Source organism: Cellulomonas sp. P22, assembly GCF_044392165.1.
The window spans coordinates 28247-49333 of the sequence record NZ_JBISBW010000020.1 but is presented as its reverse complement, the minus strand read 5'-3'; the positions used below and the strand labels follow the sequence as shown (position 1 = coordinate 49333).

Here is a 21087-nt window from a genome sequence, read left to right as displayed (position 1 = left end):
AGCGCCCCTCGGTCTTGGCGGGTCGTTACTTCTGCAGCAGCGACGGCAGCGCGGCCATCACGCTCTCGGCTGCCTTCGCCGGGGTCTGCTGGCCGCCGATCGCGGCGCTCCATGCCTGGCCCACGGTGATCTGCAGGTCGGCCACGCTCGCGGCGGGGACGACGTTGTCGGGGTAGTTCGCCCCGGCGCTGGACAGCGAGTCGGCGAACGGCTTGAGCAGTGGGTTCCCGGTGACGGCCTCGTCGGCCGAGGCGTCGGCCCGCGACGGCAGGCTGCCGACGTTGGTCACGGCGAGCAGCTGGCCCGCGGCGTCGAGGTACGTCTCCTGCAGGTACTCCCACGCGAGCTCGGGGTTCTTGGCGTGCGCGCCGATGCCCTCGCCCTCGCCGCCCAGGTAGACCTTGCCCGAGTCGCCCACGGGCAGCGGCACGACGCCGTACTCGAAGCTCGCGTCCGCCTCAGCGGTGCCCATCTGCCAGTTGCCGTTCGCGGCGAACGCGTAGCCACCGGCGGTGAACTGCTGGAACGGGACGGTCTGGTCCCACGTGACGGACTCCTGCGAGAGCCAGCCGTTGTCGACCCACCCGCGCACCATGGAGAAGCCGGCCTCGAGGTCGGAGGCCTGCGGGTCGGTGTAGTCGAAGCCCTGGCTCGTGAGCCACGGGTACGCCTGCCACTCGCCCTGCGACTGCGGCAGGCCCGAGAGCGTGATGCCACCCTTGCCGGCGTCCTTCGCGGCGGCCATGGCCGTCTCGAGCTCGTCGATCGTGGTGGGCGGCTCGACGCCGATCTCACCGAGCAGGTCGGCGTTGTACCAGAGGCCGAGCAGGTTCACGTAGCCCTGCACCGCGTAGATCGAGTCGTCGACCTGGTGGATGACCGAGTCGGGGAACTGGTCGGCGTCGGCGTACGACCCCCACTGCTCGTCGAGCGGTGCGAGCGCGCCCGCGAGGGCGAGCGTCGAGGCGTCGGCGCCGTTGAAGACGACGACGTCGGGGCCGTTCTTGGCGCCCGCCGCGGCGATGAGCTTGGAGTTGAGCTGGTCGTACGGGACGAAGACGTTCTTGACCTCGACGCCGTCGTGCGTGGCCTCGAACTTGTCGGCGTAGTCGTCCATGAGCTTGACCTGGTTGTCGGCGCTGAAGTAGTGCCAGACGGTCAGCTCGGAGGCGCTGCTGCCCGACGACGCGCCGTCGTCGGAGGCGTCAGTGCTGGAGCAGCCGGTGAGGGCGAGGGCCCCCGTCGCGGCGATGGCGGCCAGGGCGAAGACGCCCTTCCTGTCCTTGATGTTCAACGGATCTCCTCTTTGAGTCCATGCATCCGAGGCCGAGACCCTCGTCGGCCTCGTCCCGCTGCCGTTCCGCTGGTGCGGTACCGGCACGATCCGGCGCAATCTGCGAAACTGGCCGAAACGCTTTTCGGGACGCTAGCATCGGGGCTGCAGCACGGTCAACCTGCCCCGGCGCCGCCCAGCCACGCATCGACGCGTCGGCGGGGCGAGGCCACAGGCACAGGCACAGGCACAGGCACAGGCACAGGGCGCATCGTCGACGACGAGCCGCGCACCAGCACGCACGAGCCGCAGCACCAGGGAGTGACGACGTGGACGCACGCACCAGCGAGACCGAGGACGCCGCGGCCGCGCAGCACGCGCGACCGCGCACCCCCACGCTCAAGGACGTCGCACGCCTGGCCGGCGTCTCGATCGCGACCGCCTCCAAGGCGCTCAACGGCCGCGACAACGTCCACCCCGACACGCGGCGCCGCGTCGTCGAGACCGCCGAGCGCATCTCGTTCACCCCGAACTCGTTGGCCCAGAGCCTGCTCGCCGGGCAGACCGGCACGGTCGGGCTGCTGACCAACGACCTGGAAGGACGCTTCTCGATCCCGGTCCTGATGGGCGCCGAGGACGCGTTCGGCGCCGGCAAGATGTCGGTCTTCCTGTGCGACGCCCGCGAGGACGCGATCCGGGAGCAGTACCACCTGCACGCCCTGCTCGGCCGACGCATCGACGGGCTCATCGTGGTGGGCAGCCGCACCGACCCCCGCCCCTCGCTCGGCGACCTGGCCGTGCCCGTGGTCTACGCCTACGCCCCGTCCGACGACCCAGCAGACTGCTCGCTGGTGCCCGACAACGTCCACGCGGGGCACCTCGCGGTCGAGCACCTCGTCGCCACCGGCCGCACCCGCATCGCCCACATCGGCGGCGACCGCACCTACGACGCCGCCCGGGCCCGCGACACCGGCATCCGCGAGGCACTGGCCGCCGCAGGGCTGGGGCTGACAGGCGGCGAAACCCTCTTCGGCAGCTGGAGCGAACAGTGGGGCCGCGCCGCGACGCAGAGCCTCCTCGACCGGCAGCCCGACCTCGACGCGATCATCTGCGGCAGCGACCAGATCGCCCGCGGCGCCCTCGACACCCTGCGCGAGCGCGGCGTCCAGGTGCCCCGCCAGGTAGCCGTCGCGAGCTTCGACAACTGGCAGATCCTCGCGACCGGCTCACGCCCGCAGCTCACGAGCATCGACATGTGCTTCGAGGCCCTCGGCCGGGCCGCCGCCGATCGACTGGTCCAGGCCATCGACGGCCGACGGACCCACGGCGTCGAGGCCCTCCCCTGCCGGCTCGAGGTGCGCGGCTCGACCGTCGAGGGCGCCTGACCGCCCGCCCACGACGAGGCCCTCCCCGGTCCGTCCTCGGAGCCGGCGAGAGGATCGAGGGATCTCGTCCGGTGTCTATCTCCGCACGGCCGGACGCTCGGGCGAGGAGTGGTCTATCCGAACCCGCCAGAGCCCCCGGCCGACGGCCACCGCGCCGGAGCCAGGTCGTAGGGTCCGAGCCACCGAGCGCTGCGACGAGCGCCTGCCGGCGTCGTCGCGCACCCTTCACAGCAGGCGCTCACGCGCTGCGCTCAGGGTGTCCGGTGTCACCCCGGCACCGATGAGCAGCCCGGCGACGTCGGTCTCGGCGAGGGTCTGCAGGAGCACGTCGCGGGTCGTGACCCCGCGTCGGCGCATCAGACGCTCGATCGCAGGCGCCTCGTCGGGTCGGCCGAGCTCGGCGAACAGGGGGCCGAGCCGCGACGACGAGAGGGAGTAGTCCTCGACGATCGCCTCGGGCTCGACACCGGCGAGGGCGAGCAGCAGGAGCGCGACGATGCCCGTGCGGTCGCGGCCCGCGGCGCAGTGGATGATCACGCCACCCGGTCTCGCAGCGGCCACCGCCGCGACGACGGTGGCGCACCGATCGGCCTTGCGCTCGAGGAACGGGCGGACGTAGAGCGGCGTGCCGTCGATGCCCTGCGCGCGGACGTCCGACCAGAACGCGGTGTCGCCGGAGTCGTCGAGGGGCACCAGGAGCCGGTCGAAGCGGTCTGCCGGCCCGGGTGCCGTCGACGTCGGACCGTCCCGCAGGTCGATGACCGTCCGGAACCCGTCCTCCCACGCGTTCGCCCAGCCGACGTCGGTCACGGCGTCCACCGACGCAGACCGGACGACAGCCCCCGACCGGGTCAGACCACCACCGCGCAGCGGGAGGCCACCGAGGTCCCGCGCGTTGCGGAACCCGCCCCACCTCGTGTCACGATCGAGCACGGGACGACGGTGGCGGAGGGAACGCGGCGGGTCAACCGCGGGGAGGGGGCGCGCACCGGACCGCAGATACGGCAAAGGCCCCCGAAGGGGCCTCTGACCTGCTGTCTTGCTGGAGCCGCCTAACAGAATCGAACTGTTGACCTTCTCATTACGAGTGAGACGCTCTACCGACTGAGCTAAGGCGGCATCGTCGTTCTCCGGGGAGCACGGCGAGCGCGCCTACTGTACCCATCGGAGGGCCCAGGTACCAAAGCGGCCGGTCCGAGCGTCCCGACGGCCCTGGTCAGGGCGCTGCGGACCTGTCAGCAGCGGGTGCCCTCCGCGGGCACCGTGCCGGTCAGCAGGTACTCGTCGACGGCCCCGTCGAGGCACTCGTTCGAGCGGCCGTAGGCGGTGTGCCCCTCGCCCTCGTAGGTGAGCAGCACGGCCGACGAGAGCAGCTTCGAGAGCGACTCGGCCCACTCGTAGGGCGTCGCGGGGTCGTTCGTGGTGCCGACCACCAGGATGGGCGCGGCGCCCTCGGCGGCGTACGAGTCGAGCGAGCCGACCTCGGGCACGGGCCAGTGCGCGCACACGACGCCGCCGTAGGCGAAGAAGTAGCCGACGGTCGGTGCGGCGGCCTCGATGTCGGCGGCAGTGGCCCGCATCGTCTCGATGTCGGTCGGTGCGCGGTCGTCGAGGCAGCCGATCGACCAGAACGCCTCGGTCGAGTTCGACGCGTAGGTGCCGTCGTCCTGCCGGTCGTAGTAGAAGTCGGCGAGGAACAGCAGCGTCGAGCCGTCGTTGCTCTTCAGGGCGCCCTGCAGGCCCTTGGTGAGCCACGGCCACAGCTCCTGGGCGTACAGGCTCTGCGCGATGCCCGAGAACGCGAGGCTCGCGGTGAGCGGCCGGTCGGGGTCGTCGGTGGGCAGGGGGCTGGTGCGGGCGCGCGTGAGCAGCTTCTTGATCTGCGCCATGCCGTCGTCGACCGAGCCGGTGAGCGGGCAGTCGGCGCCGCTGCGGCAGTCCTCGACGTAGGCACGCAGGGCGTTCTCGAAGCCGACGGCCTGGCCCTCGGCGAGCTCGTCGGAGCTGAGCGTCGGGTCGAGCGCGCCGTCGAGCACGAGGCGCCCGACGTTCTCGGGGTACAGCGCGGCGTAGGTCGCGCCGAGCTGCGTGCCGTACGAGTAGCCGAGGTACGTGAGCTTCTCGTCGCCGAGCACAGCGCGGAGCACGTCCATGTCCCGGGCCGCGCTGATCGTGTCGACGTGGCCCAGCAGGTCGCCGGTGTTCTGCAGGCACGCGGCACCCAGGTCCGCGAAGCGCTGCTCGGCGGCGGCCACGCCGGCCTCGGTGGTGTAGTCCGGGTCGACCGAGACGAGCTCGTCCATCTGCGGCCCGTCGATGCAGGTCACGGGCTGCGAGCGGGCCACACCGCGCGGGTCGAAGCCGACGATGTCGTAGGCCTGGCGGATGCCGCTGCCGACACGGTCGAGCGCGACGCCCTCGAGCGCGTCGACGCCCGATCCGCCGGGCCCGCCGGGGTTGATGAGCAGCGATCCGATCGGGTCGTCGCCGGTGGCCCGTGAGCGGTTCACGGCGAGCTCGACCACGTCGCCCGCAGGCTCGTCCCAGTCGAGCGGGACGTCGACCGTGGCGCACTCGAACGCGCCGCACGTGGTCCACTCGGGCGTCTGCTCGTAGAACCGCGCGAGCTCGGTCGGGACGCCGTCCGTGACGGGAGGCCGGGTCGTCGGGTCGGACTGGTGCTTGGACGCGGTGCAGCCGGCGAGCGCGAGGGCGGCGGCGGTGAGCACGGCGGCGGCGCGCAGCACCGTGCGGCGCGCACGGACGCCGGGGGTGGGTCCCGCACCGGCGGCCTGCAGGTCGGGGGTCACGGAAGGGCGCAGGCGACGGCGAGCGAGAGGCACCGCACCACCCTAGGCGTCAGAGCCCGGGGCGCCACGTCGGTCCACCGCCGTCGTGACGACCCTGCACGGTTCCCTCACGTCGACGCCGGCATCGTCCAGCCGCCGAAGTCGTCATCGTCCAGTCGTACATAGGTTACGGTGGACGAATGACGGTGGAGATCTACGCACTGAGCGTCCTGCGGAGCGGCCCTGTCCACGGGTACGAGCTCAAGAGCCGGATACGTCGCCCGTCCATCGCGCCCGTGAACAACAACTCGTTGTACCCGGCGCTGAGACGGCTCGAGCGCGACGGCGCGGTGACCAAGTCCGTGGAGCAGCAGGAGGGTCGTCCTGCGCGCAACGTCTACACCATCACGGAGGTCGGTCGCAGGCTCCTGCTGGACCTGGTGTCGACGCTCCCCCGCGAGCTGGCGGACGACGACGAGGAGTTCCTGCTGCGTGTCAGCTTCTTCGACGAGCTCCCGGTCCCGTCGCGGCTCGATGTCCTTCGCGTGCGACGCGAGACCGTGGAGCAGGCGCTCGCGCAGGTGCAGCGCCTGCTCGCCGAGCCGGCACAGGCGCCGGCCCGGCCGTGGCGGCGTCGCGCGCAGGAGCAGCTCGTCGACCGCCTCGTGCAGGAGCTGCAGTGGCTCGACGAGCTGCGCACCGAGGCAGAACGGCCGTGACCGTCCACGGCGAGGACACGCGCACCACCGTCCAGACGCTCAGCACGGTCGCGCGCTACGGGCTGCTCGTCGGCCCCGCGCTGAGCATGCTCGACTCGAGCATCGTCAACGTCGCGGTCCCGGACATCGCCCACGACCTCACCGTCGGGCTCGACACCGTCCAGTGGGTCGTGTCGGGGTACCTGCTGTCGCTCGCCGTGGCGCTCGCCCTCACCGCCTACGCCTCGCGCCGCTTCGGCACCATGCGCGTCTACCTGATCAGCATGGCGTCGTTCGTCGTCGCGTCGGCGGTGTGCGCCCTCGCCCCGACCATCGAGCTGCTGGTCGCCGCCCGGGTCGTGCAGGGCTTCGTCGGCGCCCCCCTCGTCCCGCTCGCGCTGAGCATCCTGCTCGGCAAGGACGGCCTCGGCGGCGGCAAGGTCCCGGTGTCGGCCGCCGTGGTGCTGTTCCTGGCCCCCGCCCTCGGTCCCTCGCTCGGCGGTCTCCTGATCGGCGCCGGCGGATGGCGGTGGGTGTTCCTGGTCAACGTGCCGGTAGGGGCCGTCGGGTTGCTGCTCACCCTCCGGCTGCGGGGCGTCGGGGAACGCGCCCGCGTCGGCACGCGGTTCGATCCGATCGGGTTCGTCCTGCTCTCGGGTGGCCTGGTCACCACGCTCCTCGGGGCGACCCGTGGCGCCGCCGCCGGGTGGAGCCGTGCCGCACCCCTGACCCTGGTCGTCATCGGTGTCCTCCTGCTCGCCTCGTACGTCCGGTGGGCGGCTCGGCGGGAGTGTCCCGCGGTGCGGCTCGATGTCGTTCGCGGCGGCCAGTCGCTCCTCGCCCTGGCGCTCCAGGTCCTCACCTCGGTCATCGCCTTCGGCACCGTGTTCCTGATGCCCGTGTTCACCCAGCAGGTGCAGGGCCACTCCGCGCTGTCCACAGGGCTCGCCCTGCTCCCCCAGGGCGTCGTCATGGGCCTGGGGACCGCACTCGGCCAGCGCCTGTCGGCGCACATGCCGCTGCGGACCCTCGTCATGCTCGGGTTCACGGTGCTGGCCGCGTCGAGCTGTGTCGTGCTGCTGCTCACGCAGGACACACCGCTGTGGGCCACCGCGATCATGCTCTGCGGACGCGCCCTCGCCGCAGGGTTCGTCACGACTCCCCTGCTCACCGCGTTCCTCGCACCCCTCGACGAGCACGAGCTCGCTGACGGCAACACCCTGTACAACATCGTTCAGCGGCTCGGCGGTTCGGTCGGGGTGAGCGTCCTCGGCTCGATCGCCGCGACGGGCGGCGACGGGGCGGCGGCGCTCGCCGCGTTCCACCACGTGGGAGCCGTCCTCGTCGGGCTCGCCGTCGCAGCGGGCGTCCTCTCCCGCTCGTTGTCGCGAGCGTGAGCACGGCCGGACGGCGGTGCGCTCAGCCCTGGGGTCGCAGCGCGATCGTCATGGCCTCGACGGCCAGGAGCGGGGCGACGTTGCCCGCGAGCCGTGTCCGGGCCTGCCCGATGGCGTCCATGCGGCGCACAGTCTGCTCGGGAGTGCTGGTCTCGGCGAGCGTGCGCACAGCCTCCTCGTGCTCGACGTTGACGAGCTCGACCCCGGCCCGCAGCTGGACCACGAGCACGTCGCGGTACAGCGACAGCAGGTCGGTCATCGCGCGGTCGAGCACGTCACGCTGGGCGCGGGTCGCACGCCGCTTCTGCTCCTCCTCGAGCTGACGCACCTGGGCGCGCAGCGCGGGCGGGACGGTCGCGGCCCCCTCGGCACCCATCGAGCGCAGCAGCGCTGTGCGCTCGGTCGCGTCGCGGTCCTCGGTCGCGGCCTTCGCGTCGGCCTGCGCGGTCTCGACGAGCTCCCCGGCGGCGAGCACAGCGTCGCCCACGCCGCGCACCCGCGGGGGGATCGAGAGCACCCGCGCGCGTCGGGCACGGGCGTCGGGGTCGCGCGCGAGGCGTCGGGCGATGCCGATGTGGCTCTGGGCAGCACGGGCCGCGACCGCGGCGACGGCCGGGTCGACGCCGTCGCGCCGCACGAGCAGGTCCGCGACCGCCTCGACCGACGGCACCCGCAGGGCCACCGACCGGCTGCGCGAGCGCAGGGTCACCAGGACGTCCTGCGGGCTGGGGGCGCACAGCAGCCACACCGTGCGCTCGGGCGGCTCCTCGATGGCCTTGAGCAGCACGTTCCCGCTGGTCTCGTTGAGCCGGTCGGCGTCCTCGATGATGATGACGCGCCAGCGACCCTGCGACGGGGACCGCTGCGCGAGCTCGACGAGCGGGCGCACGGTGTCGGCGCGGATCTGCACACCCTCGGTCGCCACGACCGTCACGTCGGGGTGCGTGCCGTGCAGCACGGTGGCGCACGCGTGCGACGTCACGTCACCGGACGGGTCCTGCAGGGCCGCGGCGAACGCGCGCGCGGCGTTCGAGCGACCCGATCCCGGGGGCCCGGTGAGCAGCCACGCGTGGGTCATCTGGCTGGGGTCGAGCGCCGCGCCGCGCAGCACGGCGACGGCGGGCTCCTGCCCGACGACGTCGTCCCAGACGGTCGTCACGCCGTCAGGCCCAGCAGCGGTGCGAGCCGGGCGCGGGTCGCCGCGGCGATCTCCTCGACCGGTGCGGTCGCGTCCAGCACGAGCCACCGGCCGGGGTCGGCCGCCGCGCGGTCGAGGAACGCCTGCCGGGTGCGCCGGTGGAAGTCGTCGCCGGCCCGCTCGAGCCGGTCGGGGTCGCCCGTGAGGCGCGAGCGCCCGAGCACCGGGTCCAGGTCGAGCAGCACGGTCAGCACGGGCATCAGCCCACGGGTGGCCCACACCGAGAGCTGCTCGACCTCGTCTGCACCCAGGTCGCGGCCGCTGCCCTGGTAGGCCACAGACGAGTCGAGGTAGCGGTCGGTGATGACGACCGCGCCACGGTCGAGCGCGGGCCGCACGAGCGACGCGACGTGGTGCGCGCGGTCGGCCGCGTACAGGAGGGCCTCGGTGCGGGCGTCGACGTGGTCGCCGTGCAGCACGGCGTCCCGCAGCACCTGCCCGAGCGCGGTGCCCCCGGGCTCCCGCGTCAGGACGACCTCGCGTCCGAGCCCCTCGACCCACGCCCCCAGCAGGCGCGACTGGGTGGACTTCCCGGCACCGTCGCCGCCCTCGAAGGAGACGAGCACCCCGGGGGTGGTCACGGGCGCTGCAGGTCCGGTCGAGGTCACGTGCGTCAGGGTAGCCGCCCACCCTGACGTCGCCCGCCAGCCGTCCCGGCCGACCCGAGCACCGTGGGTGGCCCCGACCCGATGCGTCACCTGCGACACTGCAGCATGACCACCTCGCCGCAGATCGACGACGGCCCGGTGCTGCCCGCGACCACCGCGCTCCCCGCCGTCGCCGACGAGGCCTTCGAGCGGTTCTCCCGGCTCGCGCAGCGCCACCTCGGGGTCCCGGTCGCGCTGGTGTCTTTGGTCTCGCGCGACGGGCAGGTCATCCCGGGAGGCGCGGGGCTGCCCGCGGACCTCGACGCCACCCGCACCGCCCCCCTGAGCCACTCGTTCTGCCAGCACGTCGTCGCCGACCGGCGACCGCTCGTGGTCGCGGACGCACGGCTCGACCCGCGCGTCCACGACAACGCGGCGATCGAGGACCTCGGGGTCATCGCCTACGCCGGGTACCCGATCGTCGACGAGCAGGACCGTGTGGTCGGCTCGATGTGCGCGATCGACCACGTGCCGCACGAATGGACCCCGGACGAGCTCGCGGTGCTGGCCGACCTCGCGGCGGCGTGCAGCTCGGAGCTGCGGCTGCGCGGCGAGCGCGAACGGGCCCGCCGCGCCCAGCACCAGGCGACGCGCTCGTACCGGCAGAGCGGCCTGCTCCTGCTGCTGAGCGACGCGTTCCAGGACGCGCTCACGGTGCGCGACGTGGCCCGGACCGCGGCACGGGTCGCCGCGACGGGCCTGGGTGCGTCCTTCACGGGCCTGGTCGCGGTCGAGCGCGACGAACGCACCCTCTCGTACGTCTCGATGGAGGCGTTCGGCGAGGACCGCGACGCGGAGCAGTGGCGCCGGGTCCGGCTGACCGACGACCGGCCGATCGCGCACGTCGCCCGCACCCGGCAGCCGCTCTTCTACGGCAGCCGTGAGGCGATCCTCGCGGACTTCCCGCTCGTCGGCCAGATGCCCTACCTGGGCGAGTCGCGCGCGTTCCTGCCGCTCGTCTCACGCAACCGGCTGCTCGGCGTGCTGGGCATCGGCTGGCAGGCGAAGCGCAACTTCGACGACGACAACCGGACCATCAAGAACGCGCTCGCGGCGTACACCGCCCAGGCCCTCGAACGCGCGCAGCTGCTCGAGGAGCGCCGCGACGTGGCCCGCACGCTCCAGGACGCGATGCTGACGGCTCTCCCCCAGCCGCCGCACCTGCGGATGGCGTCGCTTTACCTGCCCGCGGGGCGCACCGACCGGGTCGGCGGCGACTGGTACGACGCGGTCGAGCTGCCGGGTGGCTCGGTGGCCGTCATGGTCGGCGACGTCACGGGGCACGACATGGACGCCGCGGCCCGGATGGGCCAGCTGCGCTCGACGCTGCGCGCGTTCGCCTGGGACCACCCCGACCTGCCGTCCTCGTGGCTGTCGCGGCTCGACCGCGCGAACGCGGGGCTCGGGCTCGACAGCATCGCGACGGCGCTCGCGGGCCGCATCGACGCCACCCCGGCGGGGTACCGGCTGCAGTGGTCGAGCGCGGGCCACCCGCCACCGGTCCTGATCCATCGGGACGGCGGGGCACGCTCGCTGGGCGTCCGCTCGGGCAACGACCTGCTGCTGGGCGTCGACCCGTCACGTCCGCGGCGCAACCACCTGCAGGACCTGGCTCCCGGCGACACGCTCCTGCTGTACACCGACGGCCTGGTCGAACGGCGTGGGCGGCAGCTCCAGGACAGCCTCGAGGCCCTGACCCTCGCCGCGGGGAACCTCGCGCACCTCGCGCCCGACGAGCTCGTCCACGCCCTCGCCGACGACCTGGTCGGCGGTCACCCCGCCGACGACGTCGCCCTCCTCGCCGTCCAGATCCGCACCCCCACGACCGCCCCCTGACGACGGGGGCGGGTCACTCGCCGGGGTAGGTGACGCCGATCTGGGAGCGGATCGTGTCGAGGGTGCGCATGACCGCGAGGGTGTCGTCCCAGGTGAGCAGCGGGCTCTCGGTGTCGCCGGCCGCGACCCGGCGGGCGACCTCGGCGGCCTCGTACTGCAGGCCCTGCGTCGCGGGCAGGTCGAACGTCCACACCCGGCCGTCGTTCCGCTGCACCCGGAACGAGGTCGGCGTGTAGAAGCTGCCCGCGACCTCGACGTACCCCTCGGTGCCGGAGATCGACGCGGTCGTGGGCGTCTTGGCCCACAGCGTCGTGGTGAGCGTGGCCTGGGCTCCGCCCGGGTAGGTCAGGGCCATCGAGACCTGGCCGTCGACCCCGGTCTCGGTCAGCGCTCCCGTGGCGTGCACCGACTCGGGCACCCCGAGGAAGTCGTGCGCGAACGACACCGGGTACACGCCCAGGTCGAGCAGCGCGCCGCCCGCGAGCGCGGGGTCGAACAGCCGGCTCGTGGGGTTGAACGCGAAGTGCTGGCCGTGGTCGGCGGTGAGGTTGATGATGTCGCCGAGCTCGCCGGCGTCGACCACCTGGTGCAGCGCGGCGACGTGCGGCAGGAACCGCGTCCACATCGCCTCCATGACGAAGACCCCGGCCGCGCGGGCCGCCGCGAAGACCTGCTCGGCCTCGCCGGCGTTGCGCGTGAACGACTTCTCGACGAGCACGTGCTTGCCGGCCGCGATGGCCAGCAGCGCGTTCTCGAGGTGCTCGGAGTGCGGGGTCGCGACGTACACGGCGTCGACCTGCGGGTCGTCGACCAGGTCCCGGTAGCCCACGTGCGTGGTGGGGATGCCGTGCCGGGTCGCGAACCGCTCGGCGCGGTCGCGGTTGCGCGAGCCGACGGCCACGAGCTGCGCCCGGGTGTGGCCGTTCACGGCCTCGGCGAAGGTGCCGGCGATGCCACCAGCCCCCAGGATGCCCCAGCGGATGGGAGGTGCGGTGCGCGGGTCCTCGGTGCGTGCCATGCCGACCAACCTAGGCCCTGCGACCCTGCGACAGGCGGCGGGCGCGCCTACCGTGGACATGTCGCCGGCTCGCCGTCGACCGCGGCGCGACCGTGGTCACCGGGGCTCCGACGACGTCCTTGTCCGACCGTCTGGAGGACCCATGTCCGCGCAGTCGCCCGTCCGCACGTTCATCAGCCCCGCGCGCTACAGCCAGGGCCGCGGTGCGATCACCACGCTCGGCGCCCAGCTCGCGCCGATCGGCAGCACCCCGCTCGTGGTCGCCGACGACGACGTGTGGGGCCTGGTCTCCGACCTCGTCACCGGGTCGTTGCAGGCCGCCGACCTGCCCGTGCAGCGGGAGACGTTCGGCCGGTTCGCGACCGCCGCCGCCGTGGACCACCTGGCCGAGCGCATCCGTGCGGTCGGGGCCGACGTGGTGGTGGGCGTGGGCGGCGGGAGCACGATCGACGCGGTCAAGGCCGCGGGGCACCTGGCCGGCATCCGCTGGGTGAGCGTGCCGACCATCGCCTCGACCGACGCGCCCTGCTCGGCCCTGTCCGTCATCTACACCGAGGACGGCGCGTTCGAGGAGTACCGCTTCTTCCCGCACAACCCGGACCTGGTGCTGGTCGACACCCAGCTCGTGGCGAACGCCCCCGCCCGGTTCCTCGTCGCCGGCATCGGGGACGCGCTGGCCACCTGGATCGAGGCCCGGGCCGTGGCCGAGGCGCGCTCGACGACGATGGCCGGGGGTCAGCCGACCACCACCGGCACCGCGCTCGCCCGGCTCTCGTGGGACGTGCTGTGGGAGAACGCGCTGCCCGCGGTGTGGGCCGTGCGCCAGCACCTGGTGACGCCCGCGGTCGACAAGGTCGTCGAGGCGAACACCCTGCTCTCGGGCGTGGGGTTCGAGTCGGGCGGCCTCGCGGCGGCGCACGCGATCCACAACGGGCTGACGGCAGCGCCCCAGACGCACGGGCTCATGCACGGGCAGAAGGTCAACATCGGCTCGGTCACGCAGCTCGTGCTCGAGGGCGCGACGCAGGAGGCCCGCGACTTCGTGGAGTTCACCACGCGGGTGGGGCTGCCCAACACCCTGACCGAGATCGGCCTGTCGACCGACGACGTCGACGACCTGACCCGCGTCGCCGAGCTCGCGCTCGCCGAGGGCGAGACGATCCACGCGATGCCGTTCACCATCACCGTGCCCGAGCTCGTCGACGCGCTGCGCTCGATCGAGGGCTTCTCGCGCGAGGTCCGGGCCGCGGCGGGTCTGCCCGAACCGGTGCCCTACCGCGCCCACTGACGGGCCCGGACGCACGCGTGCCCCGCACGGCACCAGGCCGTCCGGGGCACGCGAGCGCGGTGCAGGGTCAGGACTTCGCCGACGACGCCTTCTTCGCGGGGGCCTTCTTGGCCGCGGGCTTCTTGGCTGCGGGCTTGCGGGCGGGCTTCTTGGCCGGGCCCTTGGCGCGCTTCTCGGCGAGCAGCTCGGCCGCCCGCTCGAGGGTCACCGACTCGACCGCGTCCTCCTTGCGGAGCGTCGCGTTGGTCTCGCCGTCGGTCACGTACGGGCCGAAGCGACCCTCCTTGACCACGACCGGCTTCTTCGAGACGGGGTCCTCGCCGAGCTCGCGCAGCGGCGCCGCGGCGCTCGCCCCGCGTCCCCGCTTGGGCTGCGCGTAGATCGCGAGCGCCTCCTCGAGGGTGATGGTGAACATCGCCTCCTCGGTCGGCAGCGTGCGCGAGTCCGTGCCCTTCTTCAGGTACGGGCCGTAGCGGCCGTTCTGCGCCGTGATCTCCTCGCCCGACTCGGGGTCGGTGCCGACCACGCGCGGCAGCGACAGCAGCTGCAGCGCCTCGTCGAGCGTGAGCGTCGCGAGCTGCATCGACTTGAGCAGCGAGGCGGTGCGGGGCTTGGGGGCCGCCGCGAGCGCACGCTTCTTGGCCGCGGCCGACAGCCCCGGGTCGAGCTCGGGCTCGGGCAGCAGCTCGGTCACGTACGGACCGAACCGACCCTTCTTCGCCACGATCGTGGTCCCCGTCGCGGGGTCCTCGCCGAGCACCAGGTCACCCTCGGGCTGCGTCTCGATGAGCTCGCGGGCCTTGGCGACGGTGAGCTCGTCGGGCGCCAGGTCGTCGGGCACCGATGCCCGCTTGGGCTCGCCGCCCTCGGCCGTCGCGGCCGCGTCCTCGAGGTACGGGCCGTACCGCCCGACGCGCAGCGTGATGCCGTCGCCGATCTCGATCGAGTTGACCTCGCGCGCGTCGATGTCGCCCAGGTTCGCCACGAGCCCGCGCAGGCCGCCCACGTCCTCGCCCACCGCCGCGACGACACCCTGCTGCGGCGCGTCGTGACCGAAGTAGAACGTGGTCAGCCACGCGACGCGGTCCTTGGTGCCCGCCGCGATCGCGTCGAGGTCCTCCTCCATCGCGGCCGTGAAGTCGTAGTCCACGAGCCGGTCGAAGTTCTCCTCGAGCAGCCGGGTCACGGCGAACGCGAGCCAGCTCGGCACCAGGGCCTGGCCGCGGCTCGTGACGTAGCCACGGTCCTGGATCACGGAGATGGTCGCCGCGTAGGTCGAGGGTCGCCCGATCCCGCGCTCCTCGAGGGCCTTGATCAGGCTCGCCTCGGTGAAGCGCGGCGGCGGGGACGTCCGGTGCCCGTCGGCCTCGAGCTCGCGGGCCGTGAGCTCGTCGCCCTCGGTCATCTGCGGCAGCCGCGCCTCGGCGTCGGCTCCCTTGCTCTTGCCGTCCTTGGCGTCGTCGTCGTAGCGGTCGGTGTCCCGGCCCTCCTCGTACGCGGCCATGAAGCCACGGAACGTGATGACGGTGCCCGATGCGCCGAACACGGCCTCGACGTCGCGCCCCGCGAACCCGGCGACCTCGGCGGAGGCCGGGACCGCCACGGTCGCCGCGAGCCGCACCGACGCGGTCGACCCGCGCGAGTCGGCCATCTGCGAGGCGACGGTGCGCTTCCAGATCAGCTCGTACAGGCGGAACTGGTCGCCCGACAGCTCGCGTGCCACCTGCGCGGGCGTGCGGAAGTGGTCACCGGCGGGGCGGATGGCCTCGTGGGCCTCCTGCGCACCCTTGCTCTTGGACGTGTAGATGCGCGGGGCGTCCGGCACGTACTCCGCGCCGTACAGCTCGGCGGCCTGACGGCGCGCGGCGTCGATGGCCTGCGTCGACAGCGCCGGGGAGTCCGTACGCATGTAGGTGATGTAGCCGTTCTCGTACAGCGACTGCGCGGTGCGCATCGCCTGCCGCGAGCCCATGCGGAGCTTGCGGCCCGCCTCCTGCTGGAGGGTCGAGGTGGTGAACGGGGCCGCCGGGCGGCGCGTGTACGGCTTGGTCTCGAGGCTGCGCACCGCGAACGACGCGTCGACCAGCCCGGTCGCGAGCACGGTCGCGAACGTCTCGTCGAGCTGGACGGTGCCCTCCGAGGACGCCCCGGAGCGAAGCCGTCCGCGGTCGTCGAAGTCGCGGCCCGACGCCACCCGCCGCCCGTCGACCTGCACCAGGCGTGCACCGAACTCCGGCTCGCTCGCGTCCGCCACCGCGAACGTCCCGGTCACGTCCCAGTACTCGGCCGGGACGAACGCCATGCGCTCCCGCTCACGCTCGACCACGAGCCGCGTCGCGACCGACTGCACGCGTCCGGCGGACAGCCCCTGACGGACCTTGCGCCACAGCACCGGGGAGATCTCGTAGCCGTACAGGCGGTCGAGGATGCGGCGGGTCTCCTGCGCGTCGACGAGGCGCTCGTCGAGCTCACGGGTGTTCTCGAGCGCCCGCTCGATGGCCTCGCGGGTGATCTCGTGGAAGACCATGCGCTTGACGGGGACCTTGGGCTTGAGCTCCTGGAGCAGGTGCCACGCGATGGCCTCGCCCTCGCGGTCCTCATCGGTCGCGAGGAAGAGCTCGTCGGCGTCCTTGAGCAGCCGCTTGAGCTCGGCGACCTTCTTCTTCTTGTCCTGGTCCACCACGTAGTACGGCTCGAAACCGTTGTCCACGTCGACCGCGAACTTGCCGAACGGGCCCTTCTTCATGTCCGCGGGCAGCTCGCTCGGCTGCGGGAGGTCCCGGATGTGGCCGACGCTCGCCTCGACCTCGTACTCGGAGCCGAGGTAGCCGGCGATCGTGCGTGCCTTCGCGGGGGACTCCACGATGACGAGCTTGCGACCTGCGGACATGCGTTCCTGCTTCCTCGATGGACTGGGGGCTCGGACATGCCGGAGCAGACCCCCCGTGCGCGGAGGCACCTTGCCGGCCCTGGGGCCGACGGTGCACGACCGTCGTCCGGGCACTCTACGACGTCCGGTCAAGGTGCACCGTTCACACCGGCCGTCCGACGCGGGGGCCGCGTCACGACCGGGGCAACGCTACGCGCCCGACACGAGGCCGGTGCGGGATCAGCCGGTCCGGACCGTGCGCGCCGTCGCCGCGTCCCGCAGCACGAGCAGCACGGCGAAGCCCGCACAGCTCGCCGCCACGACCCCGAGCACCCCACCGCCGTAGGCCACCAGCAGGTCGCCCCGGGTCTCGAGCGGCACCGTGGCCCACGACCGGCGCAGCGTCACGAGCGCGGGCACCGCGGCCACGACCGCGACGACGCCGAGCACCAGCGCCGTGGTCCGCGAGCCCGGCACCGTGCGGCGCCCGCCCTGCGCGAGCGCGAGCTCGGCGGTCGGGGTGCCCCCCGCCGGGCGCCCGGGGTGACGGGCCACGAGCGCGCACGCGAGCGCACCCCAGGCGACGACCACGAGCACGGCGGCGACCACGTCGGACGGCCGGTGCCACTGCCCCACGAGCGTCGAGACGCCCGTCGCCGCGGTGTAGGCCGCCCCGAGCACAGCGGCCCAGGGACGCGCCCGTGCGGGCACCACGAGCAGCAGCACGGCCGAGATCGACGCGGCGGCGGTCGTGTGTCCGCTCGGCAGCGTGTTGCCCCACGTGCCGGCCACCCCCAGGTCGGGGCGGTCGAGCAGCACGCCCTTGACCACCCGGGTGGTCACGTTGGCCCCGACCATCAGCACCGCGACCTGCACCGCGAGCGACCACCGGCGGCGCACGAGCGCGATCAGCACGGCCGCGACCAGCACGACGGCGATGAACCCGACCGAGACCACGTCGAGCACCCGCTCGGCGACGCTCCACAGCTGGGACTGCCCGTAGCGCGCGCCCTGCAGCGCCGCCCACTCGACGCGCTGCCCGGCCCAGGTGTCGACGAACACGCGCCAGCACAGCCAGATCCCCGCGGCCGAGACCGCGGCCACGAGCAGCGCGGCGACGAGCACCCCGCGGGCAGGTGCGGGTGCCGCTCGCCCCGGGTCCCGCGGGGAGAGCACACGGGAAGGGCTCGCGCTCGTCACCCCCCAACGGTAGGTGACGACGGGACCCCGCGTGCGCCGACCGGGCGTCGCGGCACCCCCAGCCCACCCCCCACAGGAGGCTCACAGGATTCGATCAGAGGTGACACAGGCGCACGGCGCACCATGGGGACCATGAGCACCCCCGGAACCTCGCGCGACACGCTGGCCAGGGCCGACGGGACCCCGGTGCGCGCCCTCGTCGTGGACGACGAGCCGACGCTCGCCGAGCTGCTGTCGACCGCGCTGCGCTACGAGGGCTGGCAGGTCGAGCACGCGCTCACCGGCCACGCCGCGATCAAGCTCGCGAAGTCCTTCGACCCCGACGTGATCCTGCTCGACATCATGCTGCCGGACATGTCGGGCCTCGACGTGCTGCGCCGGATCCGCGCGAACGACCCGCTCGTCCCGGTCCTGTTCCTCACGGCCAAGGACGCAGTCGAGGACCGCATCGCCGGCCTGACCGCGGGCGGCGACGACTACGTGACCAAGCCGTTCAGCCTCGAGGAGGTCGTGGCCCGGCTGCGCGCCCTGCTGCGCCGGGTCGGCGTGGTCAGCGAGCGCGAGGAGGCCGTGCTCGTGGTCGGCGACCTGCGCATGGACGAGGACAGCCACGAGGTGTGGCGCGGCGACCAGGAGATCCGCCTGACGGCCACCGAGTTCGAGCTGCTGCGCTACTTCATGCGCAACCCGCGCCGGGTGCTCTCGAAGGCGCAGATCCTCGACCGGGTGTGGCAGTACGACTTCGGCGGCCAGGCGAACATCGTCGAGCTCTACGTGTCCTACCTGCGGCGCAAGATCGACGCGGGCCGCGCCCCGATGATCCACACGCTGCGCGGCGTCGGCTACGTGCTCAAGCCCGCCGAGACCACGGACGCCGAGTGACGTCGTCCGCTCCCCCACCCCCGGCCGCCGGCGCCGACGGCCTGGACGGGTCCGGTGCGACGCCGCGCGCGGGCCGGCGCCGCTGGACGCTGCGTCGCCGGCTCATCGCTGTGCTGCTCGTGCTCATCGGCACCCTCGCGGCCGCGATGGGGCTCGTCTCGACCCTCGCGCTGCGGGGCTCGCTGGTGGGCCAGGTCGACGACCGGCTCGTGGCCGCGACCGCCCGCAACATCCGTGAGGCCGAGCGCTTCGCCGACCTGCCGGAGGGTGCGCTGGAGGGCGTGCCCCGCGACGAGGTGCCCGACGGTGAGCTCCCGCCCGGCCTGCAGCGCCCCGGCCAGCAGGACGTCGGCTCGATCAACTACTTCGCGCAGCCCGGCGTGGGCGCCCGAGGCGGCTACTACGACGACTCGGGCGACTTCCACCCGCTCACCGACGCGCAGCTCGAGGTGCTCGCCGACGTCGAGCGCACCGGCGAGCCCCGCTCGGTCACGCTGCCCGACCTCGGCGACTACCGGGTCATCGCGACCACCACCGCGACAGGCGACGTGGTCGTCACGGGCCTGTCCACGTCGGACGTGGCGACGACCGTCGAGCGGTACGTGCTCGTCGAGATCGCCGTCGCCGTGCTCGGCCTGCTCGTCGCGGGGTACGCCGGTACGTGGCTCGTGCGCCGCGAGCTGCGGCCGCTCAACCGCGTCGCCGCGACCGCGACCCGCGTCGCCGAGCTGCCCCTGGCCCGCGGCGAGGTCACGCTCGCCGACCGCGTGCCCGAGGCCGACACCGACCCCTCGACCGAGGTCGGCCGGGTCGGTGCCGCGCTCAACCAGATGCTGGGGCACGTCGAGTCTGCGCTCGCCGCGCGCCACGAGTCCGAGACGCAGGTGCGGCAGTTCGTGGCCGACGCGAGCCACGAGCTGCGCACCCCGCTCGCCTCGATCCGCGGCTACGCCGAGCTGGTGCGCCGGCTGCCCGACGAGCTGCCCCCCGATGCGCTGCGTGCCATGAGCCGTGTCGAGTCCGAGTCGCGCCGCATGACCACGCTCGTCGAGGACATGCTGCTGCTGGCCCGGCTCGACGCCGGCCGCGACCTGGACCAGGCCGACGTGGATGTCGCGGCCCTCGCTGTCGACGCGATCTCCGACGCGCACGCCTCCGGGCGCGGGCACGTGTGGCAGCTGGACCTCGACGAGACCGAGGACACCGCCCCGCCGGTGGTGCGCGGCGACGAGCACCGGCTGCGCCAGGTCTTCGCCAACCTGCTGACCAACGCACGTGAGCACACCCCGTCGGGCACCACCGTCGTCCTGGGGGTGCACACCGACGGCGACCAGGTGCGCATCACCGTGCGCGACGACGGGCCGGGCATCCCCGAGCCGCTGCGCTCACGGCTGTTCCAGCGCTTCACGCGCGGGGACGCCTCGCGCAACCACGCGGCGGGGTCGACGGGCCTGGGGCTCGCGATCGTGCACGCCGTCGTGGTGGCGCACGGCGGGACGATCACCGCCGACGGGACGCCCGGCGCGACCACGTTCACCGTCACGCTGCCGGCTGCGCCCGCCGCTCCCAGCGGGCCGACCGGGCCGATCGGGCCGACCGGCACCGCCTGACCTGCGCGGACAGGCCACCTGCGACCGCCGCCCCCATCCGGGGGTGACGGTCGCATGTGTTTCGCACCTCCAGGTGGTGCGGGACGACCTCGCCGCAGCGGCCCCCCGGTCTGGACACTCAGGGGGGTGCCGGAGCCGCTCTCCGACGCCGGGGGGAGCCATCGCATGCCGTCCGCACACCCGACCTCGCACCCCGTGGGCACCCCGGGCCGTGCCGGGGCGCGCTGCCCGTGATCCGCGTCCTGGTGGCCGACGAGAGCACCCTCGTCCGCACCACCCTCGCCGCGCTCCTCGAGACCGAGAACGACATCGCCACCGTCGGGGAGGTCGACAGCTGCGTCGGGCTGCTCGACGCCGCGGCCGCCGCACGTCCGCACCTCGTCGTGCTCGACCTCGACCTGGTCGACGCGACCGGCGCGCACGCGGGCCACCTCGCCGCGGCGCTGCGCGAGCAGGAGCCGCCCGTGCACCTGCTGCTCCTGACCACGCTCGGTCGCCCCACCTCGGTGCTGCCCGTGCTCGTCGCGCACGCCGGCAGCATGCTGCTCAAGAACGCCCCGGCCCGCCAGATGATCGACGCCGTGCGTCGCACCGCCGCCGGCGAGCACGTGCTCGGCGCCGAGCTCGAGACGACCGCTGACCGGCTGCGCTCGACCCCGCTGACCGAGACCGAGACGGCCGTGCTCGACCGGATGGCGTGCGGCTGCACGCTCGCCGACGCGGCAGTCCAGCTGTCGCTGTCCCCGGACGAGGCGACGCGGCTCCTGCGCTCGGTGCTGCGCAAGGTCGGTGGCCGGGACGCCGTCGAGGCCGGTCGGATCGCGCGCGCCAACGGCTGGGTCTGAGACCAGCCGACGTCGCGACCTCCCGGACGCTGTCGAGGCGGGTACCCGTGGGTACCCGCCTCGACATCCCCCTGCGCGTCCGACTGCCGGTGACTCGGTGCCGCTCCGGGCTGACGGTCCCCCTGACGACCAGCCCGGCGGCGCCCCCCCGC

Annotated in this window: 16 protein-coding genes and 1 tRNA gene; 8 read left to right on the top strand and 9 right to left on the bottom strand. The window is 73.5% G+C overall.

All coding sequences use genetic code 11. The features are described from left to right. Positions 1-25: 25 nt before the first annotated feature. Complete coding sequence (locus ACGIF2_RS16660) at positions 26-1294, bottom strand: extracellular solute-binding protein (protein ID WP_396048182.1); 1269 nt, start codon at positions 1292-1294, stop codon at positions 26-28. Positions 1295-1602: 308 nt separating this feature from the next. Here ACGIF2_RS16660 and ACGIF2_RS16655 point away from each other — a divergent pair, with 308 nt between their 5' ends. Next, the gene (locus tag ACGIF2_RS16655; RefSeq protein ID WP_396048180.1) at positions 1603-2658 is read left to right on the top strand and encodes a LacI family DNA-binding transcriptional regulator; all 1056 of its coding nucleotides are present in this window, start codon (positions 1603-1605) and stop codon (positions 2656-2658) included. A 225-nt stretch (positions 2659-2883) separates the two neighbouring features. Here the strand turns inward: ACGIF2_RS16655 and ACGIF2_RS16650 are convergent, their stop codons facing one another. The 3 genes from ACGIF2_RS16650 to ACGIF2_RS16640 form a co-directional block, all read right to left on the bottom strand. After that, on the bottom strand, positions 2884-3591 hold the full coding sequence (locus tag ACGIF2_RS16650; RefSeq protein ID WP_396048178.1) for a tyrosine-protein phosphatase: 708 nt from the start codon (positions 3589-3591) through the stop codon (positions 2884-2886). Between the two features lie 110 nt (positions 3592-3701). Further along, positions 3702-3777, bottom strand: a tRNA-Thr gene (locus tag ACGIF2_RS16645). Positions 3778-3893: 116 nt separating this feature from the next. Continuing rightward, the gene (locus tag ACGIF2_RS16640; RefSeq protein WP_396048176.1) at positions 3894-5501 is read right to left on the bottom strand and encodes an alpha/beta hydrolase; all 1608 of its coding nucleotides are present in this window, start codon (positions 5499-5501) and stop codon (positions 3894-3896) included. Between the two features lie 146 nt (positions 5502-5647). On the opposite strand from ACGIF2_RS16640, the gene ACGIF2_RS16635 reads away from it, so the two are divergent. Together ACGIF2_RS16635 and ACGIF2_RS16630 are read left to right on the top strand one after the other, a co-directional pair. Next, positions 5648-6166: a PadR family transcriptional regulator gene (locus tag ACGIF2_RS16635; protein WP_396048174.1), complete on the top strand. Its 519-nt coding sequence runs from the start codon at positions 5648-5650 to the stop codon at positions 6164-6166. After that, positions 6163-7542, top strand: a complete 1380-nt coding sequence (locus ACGIF2_RS16630; RefSeq protein WP_396048172.1) for a DHA2 family efflux MFS transporter permease subunit — start codon at positions 6163-6165, stop codon at positions 7540-7542. The genes ACGIF2_RS16635 and ACGIF2_RS16630 overlap by 4 nt, the downstream gene beginning before the upstream one ends. Positions 7543-7564: 22 nt before the next feature. Here ACGIF2_RS16630 and ACGIF2_RS16625 read toward each other — a convergent pair whose 3' ends face one another. Continuing rightward, entirely contained in the window at positions 7565-8701 is a 1137-nt protein-coding gene (locus ACGIF2_RS16625) for a DNA polymerase III subunit delta' (protein ID WP_396048170.1), read from the bottom strand. Beyond that, the gene (gene tmk / locus ACGIF2_RS16620; RefSeq protein ID WP_396048168.1) at positions 8698-9348 is read right to left on the bottom strand and encodes a dTMP kinase; all 651 of its coding nucleotides are present in this window, start codon (positions 9346-9348) and stop codon (positions 8698-8700) included. The genes ACGIF2_RS16625 and tmk overlap by 4 nt, the downstream gene beginning before the upstream one ends. Before the next feature lie 105 nt (positions 9349-9453). Between tmk and ACGIF2_RS16615 the strand changes: the two genes are divergently transcribed. Further along, entirely contained in the window at positions 9454-11223 is a 1770-nt protein-coding gene (locus ACGIF2_RS16615; RefSeq protein WP_396048166.1) for a GAF domain-containing SpoIIE family protein phosphatase, read from the top strand. A gap of 13 nt (positions 11224-11236) precedes the next feature. Here ACGIF2_RS16615 and ACGIF2_RS16610 read toward each other — a convergent pair whose 3' ends face one another. Beyond that, positions 11237-12241: a Gfo/Idh/MocA family protein gene (locus tag ACGIF2_RS16610; RefSeq protein WP_396048164.1), complete on the bottom strand. Its 1005-nt coding sequence runs from the start codon at positions 12239-12241 to the stop codon at positions 11237-11239. A 142-nt stretch (positions 12242-12383) separates the two neighbouring features. Here ACGIF2_RS16610 and ACGIF2_RS16605 point away from each other — a divergent pair, with 142 nt between their 5' ends. Beyond that, entirely contained in the window at positions 12384-13529 is a 1146-nt protein-coding gene (locus ACGIF2_RS16605; RefSeq protein ID WP_396048162.1) for a glycerol dehydrogenase, read from the top strand. A gap of 67 nt (positions 13530-13596) precedes the next feature. Here the strand turns inward: ACGIF2_RS16605 and topA are convergent, their stop codons facing one another. Together topA and ACGIF2_RS16595 are read right to left on the bottom strand one after the other, a co-directional pair. After that, positions 13597-16419 (bottom strand): type I DNA topoisomerase, encoded by a 2823-nt coding sequence (gene topA / locus ACGIF2_RS16600; protein ID WP_396048160.1) that lies wholly within the window; start codon positions 16417-16419, stop codon positions 13597-13599. 219 nt (positions 16420-16638) lie between these two features. After that, on the bottom strand, positions 16639-17598 hold the full coding sequence (locus ACGIF2_RS16595; protein ID WP_396048158.1) for a phosphatase PAP2 family protein: 960 nt from the start codon (positions 17596-17598) through the stop codon (positions 16639-16641). A gap of 132 nt (positions 17599-17730) precedes the next feature. On the opposite strand from ACGIF2_RS16595, the gene ACGIF2_RS16590 reads away from it, so the two are divergent. The 3 genes from ACGIF2_RS16590 (at position 17731) to ACGIF2_RS16580 (ending at position 20935) form a co-directional block, all read left to right on the top strand. Next, positions 17731-18480, top strand: coding sequence for a response regulator transcription factor (locus tag ACGIF2_RS16590; protein ID WP_396048156.1), 750 nt, complete (start codon positions 17731-17733; stop codon positions 18478-18480). After that, positions 18477-20090: an ATP-binding protein gene (locus ACGIF2_RS16585; protein ID WP_396048154.1), complete on the top strand. Its 1614-nt coding sequence runs from the start codon at positions 18477-18479 to the stop codon at positions 20088-20090. The genes ACGIF2_RS16590 and ACGIF2_RS16585 overlap by 4 nt, the downstream gene beginning before the upstream one ends. Positions 20091-20335: 245 nt before the next feature. Further along, positions 20336-20935, top strand: a complete 600-nt coding sequence (locus tag ACGIF2_RS16580; protein ID WP_396048152.1) for a response regulator — start codon at positions 20336-20338, stop codon at positions 20933-20935. Positions 20936-21087: the final 152 nt, after the last annotated feature.